This window comes from Salmonella sp. K21076, assembly GCF_039650795.1.
GTDB lineage: Bacteria > Pseudomonadota > Gammaproteobacteria > Enterobacterales > Enterobacteriaceae > Salmonella > Salmonella enterica.
Genome location: NZ_JBCLYA010000002.1, coordinates 1 through 15181, shown reverse-complemented (window position 1 = coordinate 15181; position 15181 = coordinate 1). Strand labels below are relative to the sequence as shown.

The following is a 15181-nucleotide window of genomic DNA, read 5'->3' as shown; positions in this document are numbered from 1 at the left end:
TGCTGTTTTTTGAGCGGAATCGCGTTAGCATGAGTCAGGACTCATTTAATGCGGGGATTTCATGGCTATTAAACTCATTGCTATCGACATGGATGGCACCCTTTTGCTGCCCGATCACACCATTTCTCCGGCGGTTAAAAACGCCATTGCCGCTGCGCGTGAAAAAGGGGTAAACGTGGTGCTGACCACAGGCCGTCCGTATGCGGGTGTGCACAGCTATCTGAAAGAACTTCATATGGAACAACCCGGCGACTACTGCATCACCTACAACGGGGCGCTGGTGCAGAAAGCAGGGGATGGCAGTACGGTAGCGCAAACAGCGCTCAGCTATGATGACTACCGTTATCTGGAAAAACTATCCCGTGAGGTGGGTTCTCACTTCCACGCATTAGATCGAAATACGCTTTATACCGCTAACCGCGATATCAGCTACTACACGGTGCATGAGTCGTATGTGGCGACCATTCCGCTGGTATTTTGTGAAGCGGAGAAGATGGACCCGAACACTCAGTTCCTGAAAGTTATGATGATCGATGAGCCTGCCGTTCTCGACCGAGCGATTGCGCGTATACCGGCAGAGGTGAAGGAAAAGTATACCGTGCTGAAAAGTGCGCCGTACTTCCTTGAAATCCTCGATAAACGGGTTAATAAAGGCACCGGCGTAAAATCACTGGCCGAGGCGCTGGGTATTAAGCCAGAGGAGGTGATGGCGATTGGCGATCAGGAAAACGACATTGCGATGATCGAATACGCCGGTATGGGCGTGGCAATGGACAACGCCATTCCGTCGGTCAAAGAGGTGGCTAACTTTGTGACTAAATCGAACCTTGAAGATGGTGTTGCCTGGGCGATTGAACAACATGTTCTGTCCTGATTCACTCCGGCCCGATCGCCGTCGGGCCGATAGTTCCACTCATGAAGCTAATGTGTTGCAACAAAGACGTTGTAGAAAATAGTTTTTTATTTCAAAAGATTAATTCGCACAGAAATCCCGCCCACCAGGCGACGATTACTATATTCTCCCTCCTCCTTTCGATCCGGCGGCGCTTCTCGCCAGAATAAACGCTTCATCATTATGAAAAAACGCTCCCTTTTGCTGTTGGCGCTGCCCGCTATGGCTTTTTCTACCTGGGCGGCTACCAGCCCCCCGGCGAACCTGTCGCCGGTTTATAGCTATCAGGATGACGTCCCATCTGCTGCCACACCGCCAGTCGCGACAACGCCGGTGGCAAAGCCTGCCAGTACATCAGTGTTGCCTTTTCTGGGTGATGAAGCCCGAAAGCGTGGCTATGAGCTTCCCGAGCCATTTGGCCTCAATATTAACTACATGAATATTGGGCAGAATATTAACGTTGATAGCATCAACTTTAATGGCCTGGCTTTAGGTCCCAACGGGGGAATTCCATTAGATAACGCGTTTAAAATTAACGTCGGTCATACCCGTGAAAAGAGCAAGACCGAAACGGTCAAGCTGGATGCCTGGCTGCTGCCATTTATGAATGTGTACGGCCTGGTGGGCTATACCGATGGTCATTCCGTTTCGCAAATTGGTGTTGGGTTGATGACGAAAAATGGCCACGTTTTTCATCCCGCCGATCTGCAAAACCTCAAGTTTAAACTCGACTTTAAAGGCACTACCTATGGTATCGGCACCACGCTGGTCGGCGGCGTAGGTAACTGGTTTACCGCTGTTGATGCTAACTACACCCAGACACAGTTCGATATTCTTGATGGCAGCATCGACGCCTTTACCGTCTCACCTCGCGTTGGTTACCGTTTTACCACCCCGGGTATAGATAAGATGCATCTGCCGTCGGGCAAGCTAAACGTCTGGGTCGGCAGCATGTATCAGGATGTGCAGCAGGAGTTTAAAGGCAGCCTCGACGACCTGACCATGCCATCAGCGACGCTACAAAGGCTGGTGAGTATGGCTAACTATAACAATAACGGCCGCTTTGACGTCAAACAGCATCTGCAATCACCGTGGAACATGCTGCTGGGCGCTCAGTATGAAATAACCCGCCATTTCAACGTTACCACCGAGTTTGGCTTTGCCGAGCGCAACAGCTTCTTTGTGGCCGGTGAGTATCGCTTTTGAACCGCTGCCATTGCCGACAGTTGCTTTGCGTCGCCGGTGTGCTGTCCGGCGTGGCGCAGGCGGCGCTGCCCAGCCGCAGTCAGGTGGACGGCTGGCTACAACAAATGGGGGATAGCGATACTTACGATGCCGCCAAAGGCGTCAACTGGGGAGTAATGCCCGGGCCATTTTATACCCCTGAACTGGGGCTGGGCATCGGCACCGCCATTGTCGGTATGTATCGCCCCGATCCTGCCGATAAGGTTAGCCAGATATCCACGCTGTCGCTGAGCGGCTATTTTAGCTCCACGGGCGCTTTCGGCGTAAGCCTGCAAAATTACGCCTTTTTCGCGCAAGATCGCTGGCGTTTCTTCCTTACTGGCGCATTGAGCGACACGCCCACTTACTATTGGGGGCAGGGTTTTGCCGCCGGTGATAAAGACAGCCATAAGCAGGCCTATACCGCGCAGGTGCTGGATCTGCAACCCATGCTGTATCGTCGGCTGGTCAACAATATCTATCTTGGCGTTGGCTGGACGCTGGATGTACAGCACGCCGCGCAAATCAATGAGGACGATCCGCCCAGAATTCAACATACAGCGCAGGGCGGTTCTTCACTGAGTAACGGCGGTAGCGTTGAGATTAGTTGGGACGACCGTGATTTTATGCCTAACCCACGCAAAGGACAGTATGCCACCCTTCGCTATACCCACTTCGCGCCAGACATCGGTAGCGATACGCGGTTCGATGAATACCAGTTGCACTACAGTCAATACCACGCCGTTGATGATAAAGACGTGCTGGCCTGGGAAGCTGACGGTGCCTTTACCCAGGGCTACGTGCCATGGAATATGCTGCCGCTGCTGGGCAGTAACCATCGTATGCGCGGCTATTATGAAGGGCGCTATCGCGATAAAAACGCCGTCAGTGGCCAACTGGAATATCGCCATAAGTTGAGCTGGCGGCATGGCGTTGTCGGTTGGGTGGGAGCGGGCACCATGGGATCGTCTTTGCACCATCTGGATGACGGGCGATGGCTGCCTTCTGCGGGCGTGGGCTATCGCTTTGAGTTCAAGCCGCGCGTCAACGTGCGGCTGGATTACGGCGTGGGCAAAGGCAGCAGCGGTTTTTATTTTCAGGTAGGAGAGGCATTTTGAGGACTATCGTTCGGGTTATCTTTCTGGCGCTGCTGTTTCTGGCGGGGAGCGCCCGCGCCGCCTTACCACTGACGCTCTATCTGTCCACGCTCCCAATGCCTGCTGCCAGTGAAGCCTGGCCAACGATGCCGCCACAGCCGCTGCCAAAGGGGTTGCGTCCGTGTTGCGCTTTTGGTTACGACCTGCATGCCGAGCTGCTGGGACTGCCGGTTCCGTTTTATCAGTTAAATAACGTCGTGACGGTAGACTCGCTGGGGCATCATCAGTACAACGACCATCTGTACTCGGGCGTGGCAAACCTGATCGGCCTTAGCGGTGAGAATAACGGTATTGTGTATACCTTGCGTGGCGGATTCATCGACACCGCACATGTGCGGGATACCGCTGATATGACAGTGTATATCTTCAGCCAACTACTACCAAAGCTGGGGCAGGCTTTTACGCTGAATCTGGGCGAGGAGCTGGCCGAACGGCGTCTGGTCTTTACTGCTTTTACCCCTCCGGTCGATGCACGCGAGCGTTACACGCTGGCCGCCTGGCTGTCGGCGCATCTGGCGTTCCAGGTGGCGGAGTGGCACGAAATCGCCCAATGGTACGGTTTCGAGTCCGTTCGCGGATTTTCTGAGGGAGTATCGGCCTTTTCGCCGGAAGATCTCTATTCTAACCTCGCGGGTGCCCGTCTGGCGGCGTCTTTAATTGTCGACGGCCAGACGAAAACGCAAGAGATGTACAACACGGCGATGGAAACTGCGCTGCGGCAAGCGCTGACGCAGCTGGCAGCGCAGCCGGCGCAGATCACCCGTTTTCAGTTTGATATGCTTGATGGTCGTTGGTGGAACAGCCAGCGGCGGGTACCGGAAAAATATCTGGTGCTGCATCGTAATTATCAGATGGGCGATGACCGCCTGCCGACCGCGGTTCCTGGCGAGATAACGTCGCTATTGCCGCTGAGCTTGCCCCATCGCTGGCGCGGTATCCAGCTTAGCACGCTGGCGCAGCTACAATTGTGGCCCAGCGAGGATATGGCGCAGCTACCGCCTCCCGCGCACTATTACAGCGAAAAAGATTTTGCCGCCCTGGCGGAGCAGGCACGGCTACAGGACGAAAAAACACAGAATCATTAAACAGGCGGTAGCCGTAGGCTATTTCCCTCTTATACCCTCGGCGTACTGTTTTATGTCCTGATAACTGGCGATGTGAAACGCGTCGTTTGGCGAGCCGGAAATCATCATGGCGAAGGATGACCGGCTATCCATGCGTCGAGCGCCGTCACTCCCTGCGTCACGATAGTTTTAATATCTATATCGCTAAGCGGTTGCAATTCCAGCTCCCGACAGGCTTCGGTTGCCTGCGTCATCCCCAGGCTGGCGCAGCCGCTTTTTAATTTATGCGCCAGCCGCTTAATGTTAACGTCGTCATTCATGGCGCGCGCCGCCTCGATCTCCTCGACTAAAGGCAGCGCGCTGTCTTTGAATAAGGCGACCCATTGCCGGAGCTTTTCCGGGCCGACAGACGCCATATCGCCGGCAAGCTGATGTTCATTCAACATCACCCGCGCGTTGTGAGATTTGCCCTGTAAATAGTGCGCTATCATGCGGTAAAGCTCCTCGCGGGGAACGGGCTTTTGAATAATCCCGCAGAAAAGACCGGCGGTACGCTGACGAAGATTATCGTCTATCACATGCGCGCTAAAACCAATGCGTTTCATGGCGGGATACAGGCTCATCAACTGCTGCGCCAGGGTTAAGCCGTCATAATCCGGTAAATCAAAATCCACCAGCGCCACATCAAAGGGCTCGCCTTCGGCTAAACAGCGTAGCGCGTCATTCGCGCTTTCAGCTACTGAGACCTTCACCCCTTTACCCGTGAGCATTTCAGCGGTAATACGCTGCGTCAGCATATTATCTTCAATCAGCAACAGGCGTAGTCCGTTAAGATTTACCGGTTCCCTGAACGCACTTTTGCTTGCAGGTTTGGGGTGGCGAACCGGCAGTTGTAAGCGAAAACAACTGCCAACATGAAGCGTACTGGTGACGGTTAGCGTCCCGCCCATCGCCTCTGCCAGGCTGGCGCTGATAGCCAGCCCCAGGCCCGTCCCGCCCCGGCATCCTGTCGCCTGCACAAACGGTTTGAAAATAGCCGTCAGCTTCGCTTCAGGGATACCGCATCCGGTATCTTCAACCTCAATAAACCAGCTCTGATCGTCGCAAAACGTGCGCAGCACTATGCTGCCGCGATCGGTAAATTTCGCCGCATTACTTAAAAGATTAATCACAATTTGACGTATCCGGCGCGGATCGCCTTGTAGCGTGGAAGGGAGTTGCTCGCTAAAGTCGGTGATGAGCGCCACCTGCACGCGGCTGTGCATTAAATGCAGCGCGCTATTCAACAATTGTCGCGGTTCAAACGGTTCCTCGCTAATGGAAACGTTGGTGCCGCCTACTTCAATCGCCGAGTAATCAAGAATATCGTTAAGAATCGCCAGTAGCGATTCGCCTGAATCATTAATGGCCTGTAAATCGTCGCGGTAGTTTGCCATGAGCGGTTTATCGGCCAGCAATTGTACCGTACCGAGAATGCCGTAAAGCGGCGTGCGAATTTCATGGCTCATGGCGGCAAGGAACGTCGATTTCGCCTCGTTGGCCTTTTCCGCTTCGGCGCGCGCCTGCCGGTGTTCCAGCACCAGCGCATGAAGCTCCGCCGTTTGCGATCGCACCTGTTCCGCCAAATCCTCACGATGGCGGTTCAATTTGCGCACGTTGGCGCGAAACGCTTCCATCAGACGGCTGATGGTATCCAGTTCGCTGACGCCAGCCGCCTCCGGAAACGGCGAGTCAATATCGCCCTCCAGTAGCCGCTGTAAGGCCTGCGTTTGTTGCGCCAGCGGGCGGGATACGGAACGGTAAACCACTCGCCAAAGAATAAAACTTAATGAGCACAGCGCCAGGATACCTAAGATCACTAACCCTATTTGCCCACGCTGACTGGCGTGTGTAAGACGCGCTAACCCAGCCTCGTTTCGTTTTTCGATGGCGTTCACCAACTGCGACACTTCCGTACTGAAGCGGGTAAACTGAAAGAGGTTATTGGCCATAAGCGTTTGAAGCTGGTCGCGGATGGCGTTTTCCTTACGAAACAGGGTAACCAGTGTCGTGTACTGGTTTATTTTCCCCAGCGCGTCGGCGATTTGGGCGCGAACGGTAGGATCTTCTATACGCTGCTGGCGGCGGGATAAAATTTTAACCAACTGATTAAGTTTTTCATCGGTTTCCTCGGCATCGCTCAGCCCTTGCGCGTCTTTTAAGGTCACAATGAGCTGCTTAAACCGCAGGGCATTGACCCGCAACTCATTCATCTGATTCACATACTCAAGGTCGATATCAATCAGTCGGTCAAGCGCGCGTTCAGCCTGATCCCCTTTACCGCTTTCGATAAGATCGTAAATACCGGCCTGGGTGGCGCCCGCAGATGTCGCTGCATTATTGGCTTGACCGTGAGCCTGGGCGGCAATGCTTTCCGCCGCCTCCGCAATCTGGCGGCTTAACTGCTGTTGCTGTGCGCGCAGCGTGAGAATTTCACCGACCAGCGTTCCCTGCTGCCCAAGCGTTTGCGCAATCTCTTTTTCTTGCCGGGCGATGGCCGAGGTATTAAACCCCTGCTCGCTTAATGCCTGCAAAAGATGGTTAATTTTAAGGCTTTGCGCTTTCAGCATCTTCCCCTGCGCCAGCCAAACGCCCTCGCTGTCGGCATTGGTCAGATTTTGCGCGGAAAAGAGCTCGTAAGCGCTGGCTTCGCTTAACTGCCTGGCCATATTCATCGTGGGGAGCAGCGCTTGCGTATTGGTTTGCTCCACCTGACTAATGACGCGCAGGCTTATCCAGCCGATCACGGTGCTGAGCAGGGTGAGTGCCGCCATCAGAGCGAAGGCCAGCCATAATCTGTGGGTCAGTGAAGGCGTTGACATTTATGCGCCGCGGGTGAAATGGGTTGAGTTGCCGCCGGAAAAACCATTAGGATAAAACCTTGTTGCTGGTGGGGCTATCATGCGCACGCTTATTTCGTTCTTTTTTTTGATAATCATCGTCTCGAATGTAGAAACGGCGTCAGCCGAAACCGGGTTGCTACACTGGACGCGCGCCGATCGGGCGATTCCCTGGCGGCAAACGTCAGTCAATGCGAGTAAACCCTGGAAACTGTGCGCATTATACCCCAGCCTGAAAGATTCTTACTGGTTGTCCGTCAACTACGGGATGCAAAAAGCGGCCAAATTGTATGGCGTTGATTTAAAAGTGCTGGAAGCGAATGGCTATCGGCAACTGGCGACGCAACAACAGCAAATGACGCAGTGCCGGGAGTGGGGCGCCGACGCTATTCTGCTTGGCAGCAGTACCGATCGTTTCCCGGAGCTGGAACGATATGCCGGTAATGTGCCGGTTATTGAACTGGTGAACATGATTCACGATGCCAGCGTCGCAACCCGCATTGGTCTGCCGTGGTTTCAGATGGGTTATCTGCCGGGACGTTTCCTGGTGCAGTGGAGCAAAGGAAAAACGCTTAACGTTTTACTCTTCCCGGGGCCGGAAGAAGCCGGCGGCAGTCAGGAGATGGTGGCGGGTTTTCGTCAGGCAATTAAAGGCAGCGCCATCAACATTGTGGATATCGCCTGGGGCGATAACGACATTGAAGTGCAGCGAAACTTACTCCAGGAAATGCTGGAACGCCATCCGGACGCCAATGTGGTCGCCGGGTCGGCGATAGCGGCGGAGGCGGCGATGGGCGAAGGGCGAAATTTGACGACTCCGCTCACGATCGTCTCATTTTATCTGACGCATCAAGTTTATCGCGGTTTAAAACGCGGCCATATCCTGATGGCGCTCAGCGATCAGATGGCCTGGCAGGGAGAATTAGCGATAACGCAGTCGATTAAGGTCTTACAGGGGCAACCGGTGCCTGAAAATATCAGCCCGCCGGTACTTATTTTGACGCATAACAACGCCGACAGCGCGCGCGTTCGCCGTTCGCTATCGCCTCCGGGATTTCGGCCCGTCTATCTGTATCAATACACCTCCGAGGCTAAAAAGTAGCCTTCGCCATGCTGTGTGACCAGCAGTTCCGGCGTAATTTTATGACGTAAGCGGCGAACCAGGACATCAATCGTGCGGAGATCCGGGGTCTCTACGCGGCGGGCGGAAAGCATTCGCAGCAGACGTTCGCGATGCAGCACTTTGCCTGGGTTGGTCACAAAGGCCAGCAGCAGCTCGTACTCCGCGCGCGTAAGCTTAATGGCTTCACCGTTGTGCTCCAGCGTGTGATTCATCACGTTCAGGCAGTAGCCGGAAAACATATAGCAGTTTTCACTGGCATTTTGCGGCGTGGGGCGGGCCAGATCGATACGCCACAAAAGATTTTTCACCCGCACTACCAGCTCGCGCAGTTCCAGCGGCTTGGTGACGTAGTCGTCCGCGCCCATCTCCAGCCCGACGATGCGGTCGATTTGGTCGCAACGCCCCGTCACCAGAATAATGCCCACCGTGGAGCGTTCGCGTAGCGCCCTGGTCAGCATCAACCCGTTTTCATCGGGGAGGTTGATATCCAGCAGGATCAGCGAAACGTGCTCATGCTCCATGATGTCACGCGCAGGCCCGCGCCGCTGTCGGTCACCGAAACGCGATACCCCTCCTGCTCAAAATAGGCCTGTAACCTGGCCTGAGTAACAGGTTCATCCTCAACAATAACAATGTGATGTGACATCCTGCGCGCGGTCTCTTTCTGTTCATATCTGTTCATATATTGCCGTATCCCGTTCATCCTGACCAGTGACGCTGTTCATATTTGCGGAATAAGATCTGCGCATTAAACCATATAATTACAGGGGCTATTATGCGAAAACTCTGGAGAGCGTTACTCAGGCCAAGCACCCGTTGGTCGATACTGGCGCTGGTCATTGTCGGGATTGTGATCGGCGTTGCGCTGATCGTGTTACCTCACGTCGGTATCAAACTGACCAGTACGACAGAGTTTTGCGTCAGCTGCCATAGTGTGCAGCCGGTGTATCAGGAATATAAACAGTCCGTACATTTCCAGAACGCTTCCGGCGTACGCGCGGAATGCCACGATTGCCATATCCCCCCCGATATTCCAGGCATGGTGAAACGTAAGCTGGAAGCCAGCAACGATCTTTACCAGACATTTATCGCCCACTCGATTGATACCCCGGAAAAATTTGAAGCTAAACGCGCCGAGCTTGCCGAGCGAGAATGGGCGCGCATGAAAGAGAATAACTCCGCGACCTGTCGTTCCTGCCATAACTACGATGCGATGGAGCACGCGAAACAGAACCCGGAAGCGGCGCGGCAAATGAAAATCGCCGCGAAAGAAAATCAATCCTGCATCGACTGCCATAAAGGGATTGCCCACCAGCTACCGGATATGAGCAGCGGTTTCCGCAAACAGTTTGATGAACTGCGCGCCAGCGCCAGTACGCATAATGACGGCGATACGCTCTATTCGCTGGATATCAAGCCGATTTACGCCGCTAAAGGCGATAAAGAACCGGCAGGTTCGCTGTTGCCTGCTTCTGAAGTGAAAGTCCTTAAACGGGACGGTGACTGGCTGCAAGTGCAAATCGAAGGCTGGACGGAGACGGACGGTCGCCAGCGCGTGCTGACGCAGTTGCCCGGTAAACGTATTTTTGTCGCCTCGATTCGCGGCGATGTGCAACAGCATGTGAAAACGCTGGAAGAGACCACCGTCGCGGCGACCAATACTCAGTGGAGCAAATTACAGGCAACCGCGTGGATGCAAAAAGGTGACATGGTAAATGACATTAAACCGATTTGGGCCTATGCCGACTCCCTCTATAACGGCACCTGTAATCAGTGTCACGGTGCGCCGGACAAAGCGCACTTTGACGCTAACGGCTGGATCGGCACGCTCAACGGCATGATCGGTTTCACCAGTCTGGATAAGCGTGATGAACGTACCTTGTTGAAATATCTCCAGATGAATGCGTCTGATACCACCAACACGCCGCACAGCGATAAGGGAGAACACAATGAAAAATAAGGACTCGTTACACGTCTCTCGTCGACGTTTTCTGGCGCAGCTTGGCGGCTTGACGGTGGCAGGAATGCTGGGGCCGTCACTACTGACGCCCCGTAGCGCCCGCGCAGCGGATGCCGTTGCGCCAGGCGCCGCGACGAAAGAGGGTATCCTTACCGGTTCTCACTGGGGGGCGATTCGCGCCACGGTGGTTGACGGTCGATTTGTGGCGGCAAAACCGTTTGAACAGGATAAATACCCGTCCAAAATGATCGCCGGTCTGCCCGATCACGTCCACAACGCGGCGCGTATTCGCTATCCGATGGTGCGCGTCGACTGGATGCGCAAAGGTCATCAAAGCGACACCTCGCAGCGCGGCGATAATCGTTTTGTGCGCGTCTCCTGGGATGAAGCGCTGGATCTGTTCTATCAGGAACTGGAGCGGGTGCAAAAAACCTACGGGCCGAGCGCGTTACTGACGGCGAGCGGTTGGCAATCTACCGGCATGTTCCATAACGCCTCCGGGATGCTGGCGCGCGCGATTGCGCTACATGGCAATAGCGTCAGCACGGGAGGGGACTATTCGACCGGCGCGGCGCAGGTGATTCTGCCGCGTGTGGTGGGTTCAATGGAAGTGTACGAGCAGCAAACGTCATGGCCTCTGGTTTTACAGAACAGTAAAACGATTGTGCTATGGGGTTCTGATATGGTGAAAAACCAGCAGGCAAACTGGTGGTGCCCGGATCACGATGTCTATCAGTACTATGAACAATTAAAAGAGAAGGTTGCCAGCGGCGCTATCTCGGTCATCAGCATCGACCCGGTCGTCACCTCCACGCACGATTATCTGGGGCGCGATAAGGTCAAACATATCGCCATTAACCCGCAGACGGATGTCCCGTTACAACTGGCGCTGGCGCATACCCTGTACAGCGAGAAACTGTACGATAAAAATTTCCTCGATAACTACTGCGTCGGTTTTGACCAGTTCCTCCCCTATTTGCTGGGCGAGAAAGATGGACAGCCCAAAGATGCCGCCTGGGCGGAAAAACTGTGCGGTATTGACGCCGACACCATCCGCGCGTTGGCGCGGCAGATGGCGGGCGACAGAACGCAAATCATCGCTGGCTGGTGCGTACAACGTATGCAGCATGGCGAACAGTGGTCATGGATGGTCGTCGTGCTGGCGGCAATGCTGGGACAGATTGGTTTACCGGGCGGCGGCTTTGGTTTTGGCTGGCACTATAACGGCGCCGGGACGCCTGGTCGTAAAGGGATCATTTTAAGCGGCTTTTCCGGTTCGACGACCGTTCCGCCAGTGCACGACAGCACGGATTACAAAGGCTACAGCAGCACCATTCCTATTGCGCGTTTTATGGATGCCATTCTTGAACCGGGCAAGATCATTAACTGGAACGGGAAATCGGTTAAATTACCGCCGCTGAAGATGTGCGTGTTCGCCGGGACCAACCCGTTCCACCGACACCAACAAATTAACCGCATAATTGAAGGCTGGCGCAAGCTGGAAACGGTCATCGCTATTGATAACCAGTGGACGTCGACCTGCCGCTTTGCGGATATCGTTTTGCCGGCTACCACCCAATTTGAGCGTAACGACCTCGATCAGTTCGGCAACCACTCTAACCGCGGCATTATCGCCATGAAACAGGTGGTGTCGCCGCAGTTTGAAGCGCGTAACGACTTTGATATTTTCCGCGATCTCTGCCGACGCTTTAACCGTGAAGCGGCATTCACGGAAGGTCTTGATGAAATGGGCTGGCTGAAACGCATCTGGCAGGAAGGGAGCCAGCAGGGAAAAGGTCGCGGTATCCACTTACCGACTTTCGAGGTGTTCTGGAATCAACAGGAGTACATCGAGTTTGATCATCCGCAGATGTTTGTGCGCCATCAGGCTTTCCGTGAAGATCCGGACCTGGAGCCGTTGGGCACGCCAAGCGGTTTGATCGAGATTTACTCCAAAACGATCGCCGACATGCAATACGACGATTGTCAGGGCCATCCCATGTGGTTCGAAAAAATCGAACGCTCGCATGGCGGGCCGGGATCGCAGCGCTGGCCGCTGCACTTACAGTCCGTCCACCCTGATTTCCGTCTGCATTCCCAACTGTGCGAGTCGGAAACGCTGCGTCAGCAATATGCCGTTGGCGGCAAGGAGCCGGTCTTTATTAACCCACAGGATGCCAGCGCGCGCGGGATCCGCAACGGTGACATCGTGCGGGTATTCAATGCACGCGGGCAGGTACTGGCGGGAGCGGTAGTTTCCGATCGCTATGCGCCGGGCGTGGCGCGAATTCATGAAGGTGCCTGGTACGATCCTGATAAAGGCGGCGATCTCAACGCGTTATGTAAGTACGGCAACCCTAACGTATTAACGCTGGATACCGGTACATCACAGCTCGCGCAGGCGACCAGCGCGCATACGACGCTGGTGGAAATTGAAAAATATACCGGTCCTATGGATAACGTCACGGCGTTTAACGGTCCGGCCGAGATGGTCGCGCAGTGTGAATATGTACCCGCATCGCAGGGGAATCCGCATGATTAAGCAGCCAGCGCTTGCTCAGGAACAGTACGCCTGCGTATATGCATGGCTGGCGTTACTCTTTTTCCGGGAAGTGGATGATGAAGGGTTAATACAATTACAGTCCGCGGAAATCGCGGACTGGCTGGCGCTGTTAAAGCGTCAGCCAGCGCTGGCGGCGTCGGTGGCGTTACTCGAACAAAAAATTGCCGCGCTTAGCCTGCGTCAGGATGCGCAGCTGGAGCTGGCCGCGGATTTTTGCGGATTGTTCCTGATGACGGATAAAAAATCGGCCTTGCCCTACGCCTCGCAATACCCGCAGCAGGAACCCGGCATGATTAAACATTTATTGCTTGAAGCCGGGATGGAAGTCAACGACGATTTTAAAGAGCCGGCCGACCACTTGGCGATTTATCTGGAATTACTCAGCCATTTACATTTTTCATTGGGTGAATCGTTCCAACAACGGAGAATGAATAAATTACGCCAGAAAACATTATCGTCATTACTGGAGTGGCTTCCGGAATTTACAAATAATTGCCTTAAGCATGATCCCTATGGTTTTTATGCTGCGTTAAGTCAATTATTGTTGGCTATCGTTCGTTTTGATGACGGAAAAGAGGATTTATCCATTGTTGCGGTTGAATAAACCCTGTGACGGGCATCGCAAAATAAATCTTACGATAGTCGGGGGTTATCATATCTATAGGTTTAGCCAATTGTAATTATTGATACCAATCAATATCCATGATGGGTTTGTATTTAGTATTGACGGGCCTCATGAGTAAAAAAATAAAATTTAATTAATTATGCCGCAATACCCCATAAGGATAGTGATATGAAAAAAATTACCCTCTATGCGACAACGGTTATCACCGTTGGGCTGTTATGTTATTTAGGTTTGTCCGGGTATGTATGGTATTACGACAAACAGCGCAGTAAAAAAAGCGATGTGCAGGCCTCGGTTGTGGGTGAAAATAATAAAATACTGGGTTATTTCAGGGAGAAAGGATGTGATTATTGTCATACGCCTTCCGCTGAATTGCCTTTTTATTCCTCTTTTCCGGTGGCAAAGCAGCTAATGGATTACGATATCCAGCTCGGCTACAAGTCGTTTAACCTGGAGGCGGTACGGGCCGCCCTGATTGCGGATACGCCGGTGCCGCAAAGCGAACTGAATAAAATTGAATGGGTTATGCAACATCAGACTATGCCACCAACCCGCTATGTCGCGCTGCACTGGGCGGGGGGCGTCAGCGATAAAGAGCGTACTGACATCCTGAACTGGATAGCCGATCAGCGTGAGCGCAACTATGCCAGCGCCGATACCGACCCCGCACACCGGAATGAACCCGTTCAGCCTATTCCGCGCAATATTCCCGTCGATGCGAAAAAAGTCGACTTAGGTTTCCGACTTTATCATGATGAACGTTTATCCGGCGACAGCACAATATCCTGTGCGCATTGTCACGCGTTAAATGCGGGCGGTGTCGATGGCAGAAAAACCTCAATTGGCGTTGGCGGTGCGGTAGGGCCAATAAATGCGCCGACGGTATTCAACTCCGTATTTAATATCGAACAATTTTGGGATGGTCGTGCTGCAACCCTGCAGGAGCAAGCAGGCGGACCGCCGTTAAATCCTATTGAAATGGCCTCTAAATCCTGGGATGAAATTATTAGCAAGCTTGATAAAGACCCTGTCCTGAAAAAAGATTTCCAGGCGGTTTATCCGCAAGGATTTACCGGGGAAAATATTACTGATGCGATCGCCGAATTCGAAAAAACGTTGATAACGCCGGATTCCGCTTTTGATAAATGGCTACGTGGAGATGAAAATGCGCTGACCGCGCAACAGAAACACGGTTATCAATTATTTAAAGAAAATAAATGTGCAACCTGTCACGGCGGTATCATTTTAGGCGGGCGCTCTTTTGAACCATTGGGATTAAAGCGAGACTTTAATTTTGGCGAAATTACCGCAGCGGATATTGGTCGTATGAACGTCACCAAAGAGGTTCGCGATAAATTACGGCAAAAAGTCCCAGGCTTACGCAACGTCGCGTTAACAGCGCCTTATTTCCATCGGGGCGACGTACCGACGCTGGATGGCGCGGTAAAACTGATGCTGCGTTACCAGGTTGGCACCGATCTGCCGCAAAACGATATTGACGATATCGTCGCCTTCCTGGAAAGCCTGACCGGTGTTTATACGCCATATCAACCTGAATATGCGCAATGACAATGATGCTTGAAGCCAGAGATCTGTACTGCGAGCGGGACGAGAGGACGCTGTTTCGCGGGCTGTCGTTCACCGTGGAGGCCGGGGAGTGGGTGCAGGTCACCGGCGGCAACGGCGCCGGAAAA

10 protein-coding genes and 2 pseudogenes are annotated in these 15181 nt (G+C 53.5%); 10 read left to right on the top strand and 2 right to left on the bottom strand.

The annotated features are described in order from the left end of the window. Nucleotides 1-61 precede the first annotated feature (61 nt). From yidA to AAYN39_RS00055, 4 genes are all read left to right on the top strand, one after another. The gene (gene yidA, locus AAYN39_RS00070; RefSeq protein WP_000985571.1) at nucleotides 62-874 is read left to right on the top strand and encodes a sugar-phosphatase; all 813 of its coding nucleotides are present in this window, start codon (nucleotides 62-64) and stop codon (nucleotides 872-874) included. 201 nt (nucleotides 875-1075) lie between these two features. Next, nucleotides 1076-2098 carry a hypothetical protein gene (locus tag AAYN39_RS00065; protein WP_000747401.1) on the top strand — a complete coding sequence of 341 codons (1023 nt, stop codon included), beginning with the start codon at nucleotides 1076-1078 and terminating at the stop codon, nucleotides 2096-2098. Beyond that, entirely contained in the window at nucleotides 2095-3234 is a 1140-nt protein-coding gene (locus AAYN39_RS00060; protein ID WP_001078027.1) for a BamA/TamA family outer membrane protein, read from the top strand. The genes AAYN39_RS00065 and AAYN39_RS00060 overlap by 4 nt, the downstream gene beginning before the upstream one ends. Beyond that, complete coding sequence (locus AAYN39_RS00055; protein WP_001259271.1) at nucleotides 3231-4358, top strand: DUF4056 domain-containing protein; 1128 nt, start codon at nucleotides 3231-3233, stop codon at nucleotides 4356-4358. Before AAYN39_RS00060 ends, AAYN39_RS00055 begins: the two co-directional genes overlap by 4 nt. A 104-nt stretch (nucleotides 4359-4462) precedes the next feature. On the opposite strand, the gene torS is transcribed toward AAYN39_RS00055, so the two are convergent. Continuing rightward, nucleotides 4463-7198, bottom strand: coding sequence for a TMAO reductase system sensor histidine kinase/response regulator TorS (gene torS, locus AAYN39_RS00050; protein ID WP_000106933.1), 2736 nt, complete (start codon nucleotides 7196-7198; stop codon nucleotides 4463-4465). 79 nt (nucleotides 7199-7277) lie between these two features. Here torS and torT point away from each other — a divergent pair, with 79 nt between their 5' ends. Then, a complete protein-coding gene (gene torT, locus AAYN39_RS00045) occupies nucleotides 7278-8318 on the top strand; it encodes a TMAO reductase system periplasmic protein TorT (protein ID WP_001259560.1) in 1041 nt (346 codons plus the stop codon). Here torT and torR read toward each other — a convergent pair. After that, nucleotides 8291-8985, bottom strand: a pseudogene (gene torR, locus AAYN39_RS00040) (two-component system response regulator TorR). The gene torT and the pseudogene torR overlap by 28 nt on opposite strands. A gap of 129 nt (nucleotides 8986-9114) precedes the next feature. On the opposite strand from torR, the gene torC reads away from it, so the two are divergent. The 5 genes and pseudogenes from torC to AAYN39_RS00015 all read left to right on the top strand — a co-directional run. Next, nucleotides 9115-10299: a pentaheme c-type cytochrome TorC gene (gene torC / locus AAYN39_RS00035; protein ID WP_001230265.1), complete on the top strand. Its 1185-nt coding sequence runs from the start codon at nucleotides 9115-9117 to the stop codon at nucleotides 10297-10299. Next, complete coding sequence (gene torA, locus AAYN39_RS00030; protein WP_000790669.1) at nucleotides 10289-12841, top strand: trimethylamine-N-oxide reductase TorA; 2553 nt, start codon at nucleotides 10289-10291, stop codon at nucleotides 12839-12841. Before torC ends, torA begins: the two co-directional genes overlap by 11 nt. Beyond that, nucleotides 12834-13466, top strand: coding sequence for a molecular chaperone TorD (gene torD, locus AAYN39_RS00025; RefSeq protein ID WP_000595416.1), 633 nt, complete (start codon nucleotides 12834-12836; stop codon nucleotides 13464-13466). Before torA ends, torD begins: the two co-directional genes overlap by 8 nt. Before the next feature lie 189 nt (nucleotides 13467-13655). Further along, entirely contained in the window at nucleotides 13656-15056 is a 1401-nt protein-coding gene (locus tag AAYN39_RS00020) for a cytochrome-c peroxidase (protein ID WP_000724476.1), read from the top strand. A 5-nt stretch (nucleotides 15057-15061) separates the two neighbouring features. Beyond that, nucleotides 15062-15181 (top strand): annotated as a pseudogene (locus AAYN39_RS00015) (heme ABC transporter ATP-binding protein CcmA); the annotation flags it as partial.

Excerpts from the sequence above, each read along its gene's own strand:
- yidA (WP_000985571.1), top strand. The coding sequence starts at position 62 with ATGGCTATTAAACTCATTGCTATCGACATGGATGGCACCCTTTTGCTG.
- AAYN39_RS00065 (WP_000747401.1), top strand. The coding sequence starts at position 1,076 with ATGAAAAAACGCTCCCTTTTGCTGTTGGCGCTGCCCGCTATGGCTTTT.
- torS (WP_000106933.1), bottom strand. The coding sequence starts at position 7,198 with ATGTCAACGCCTTCACTGACCCACAGATTATGGCTGGCCTTCGCTCTG.
- torT (WP_001259560.1), top strand. The coding sequence starts at position 7,278 with ATGCGCACGCTTATTTCGTTCTTTTTTTTGATAATCATCGTCTCGAAT.
- torC (WP_001230265.1), top strand. The coding sequence starts at position 9,115 with ATGCGAAAACTCTGGAGAGCGTTACTCAGGCCAAGCACCCGTTGGTCG.
- torA (WP_000790669.1), top strand. The coding sequence starts at position 10,289 with ATGAAAAATAAGGACTCGTTACACGTCTCTCGTCGACGTTTTCTGGCG.
- torD (WP_000595416.1), top strand. The coding sequence starts at position 12,834 with ATGATTAAGCAGCCAGCGCTTGCTCAGGAACAGTACGCCTGCGTATAT.
- AAYN39_RS00020 (WP_000724476.1), top strand. The coding sequence starts at position 13,656 with ATGAAAAAAATTACCCTCTATGCGACAACGGTTATCACCGTTGGGCTG.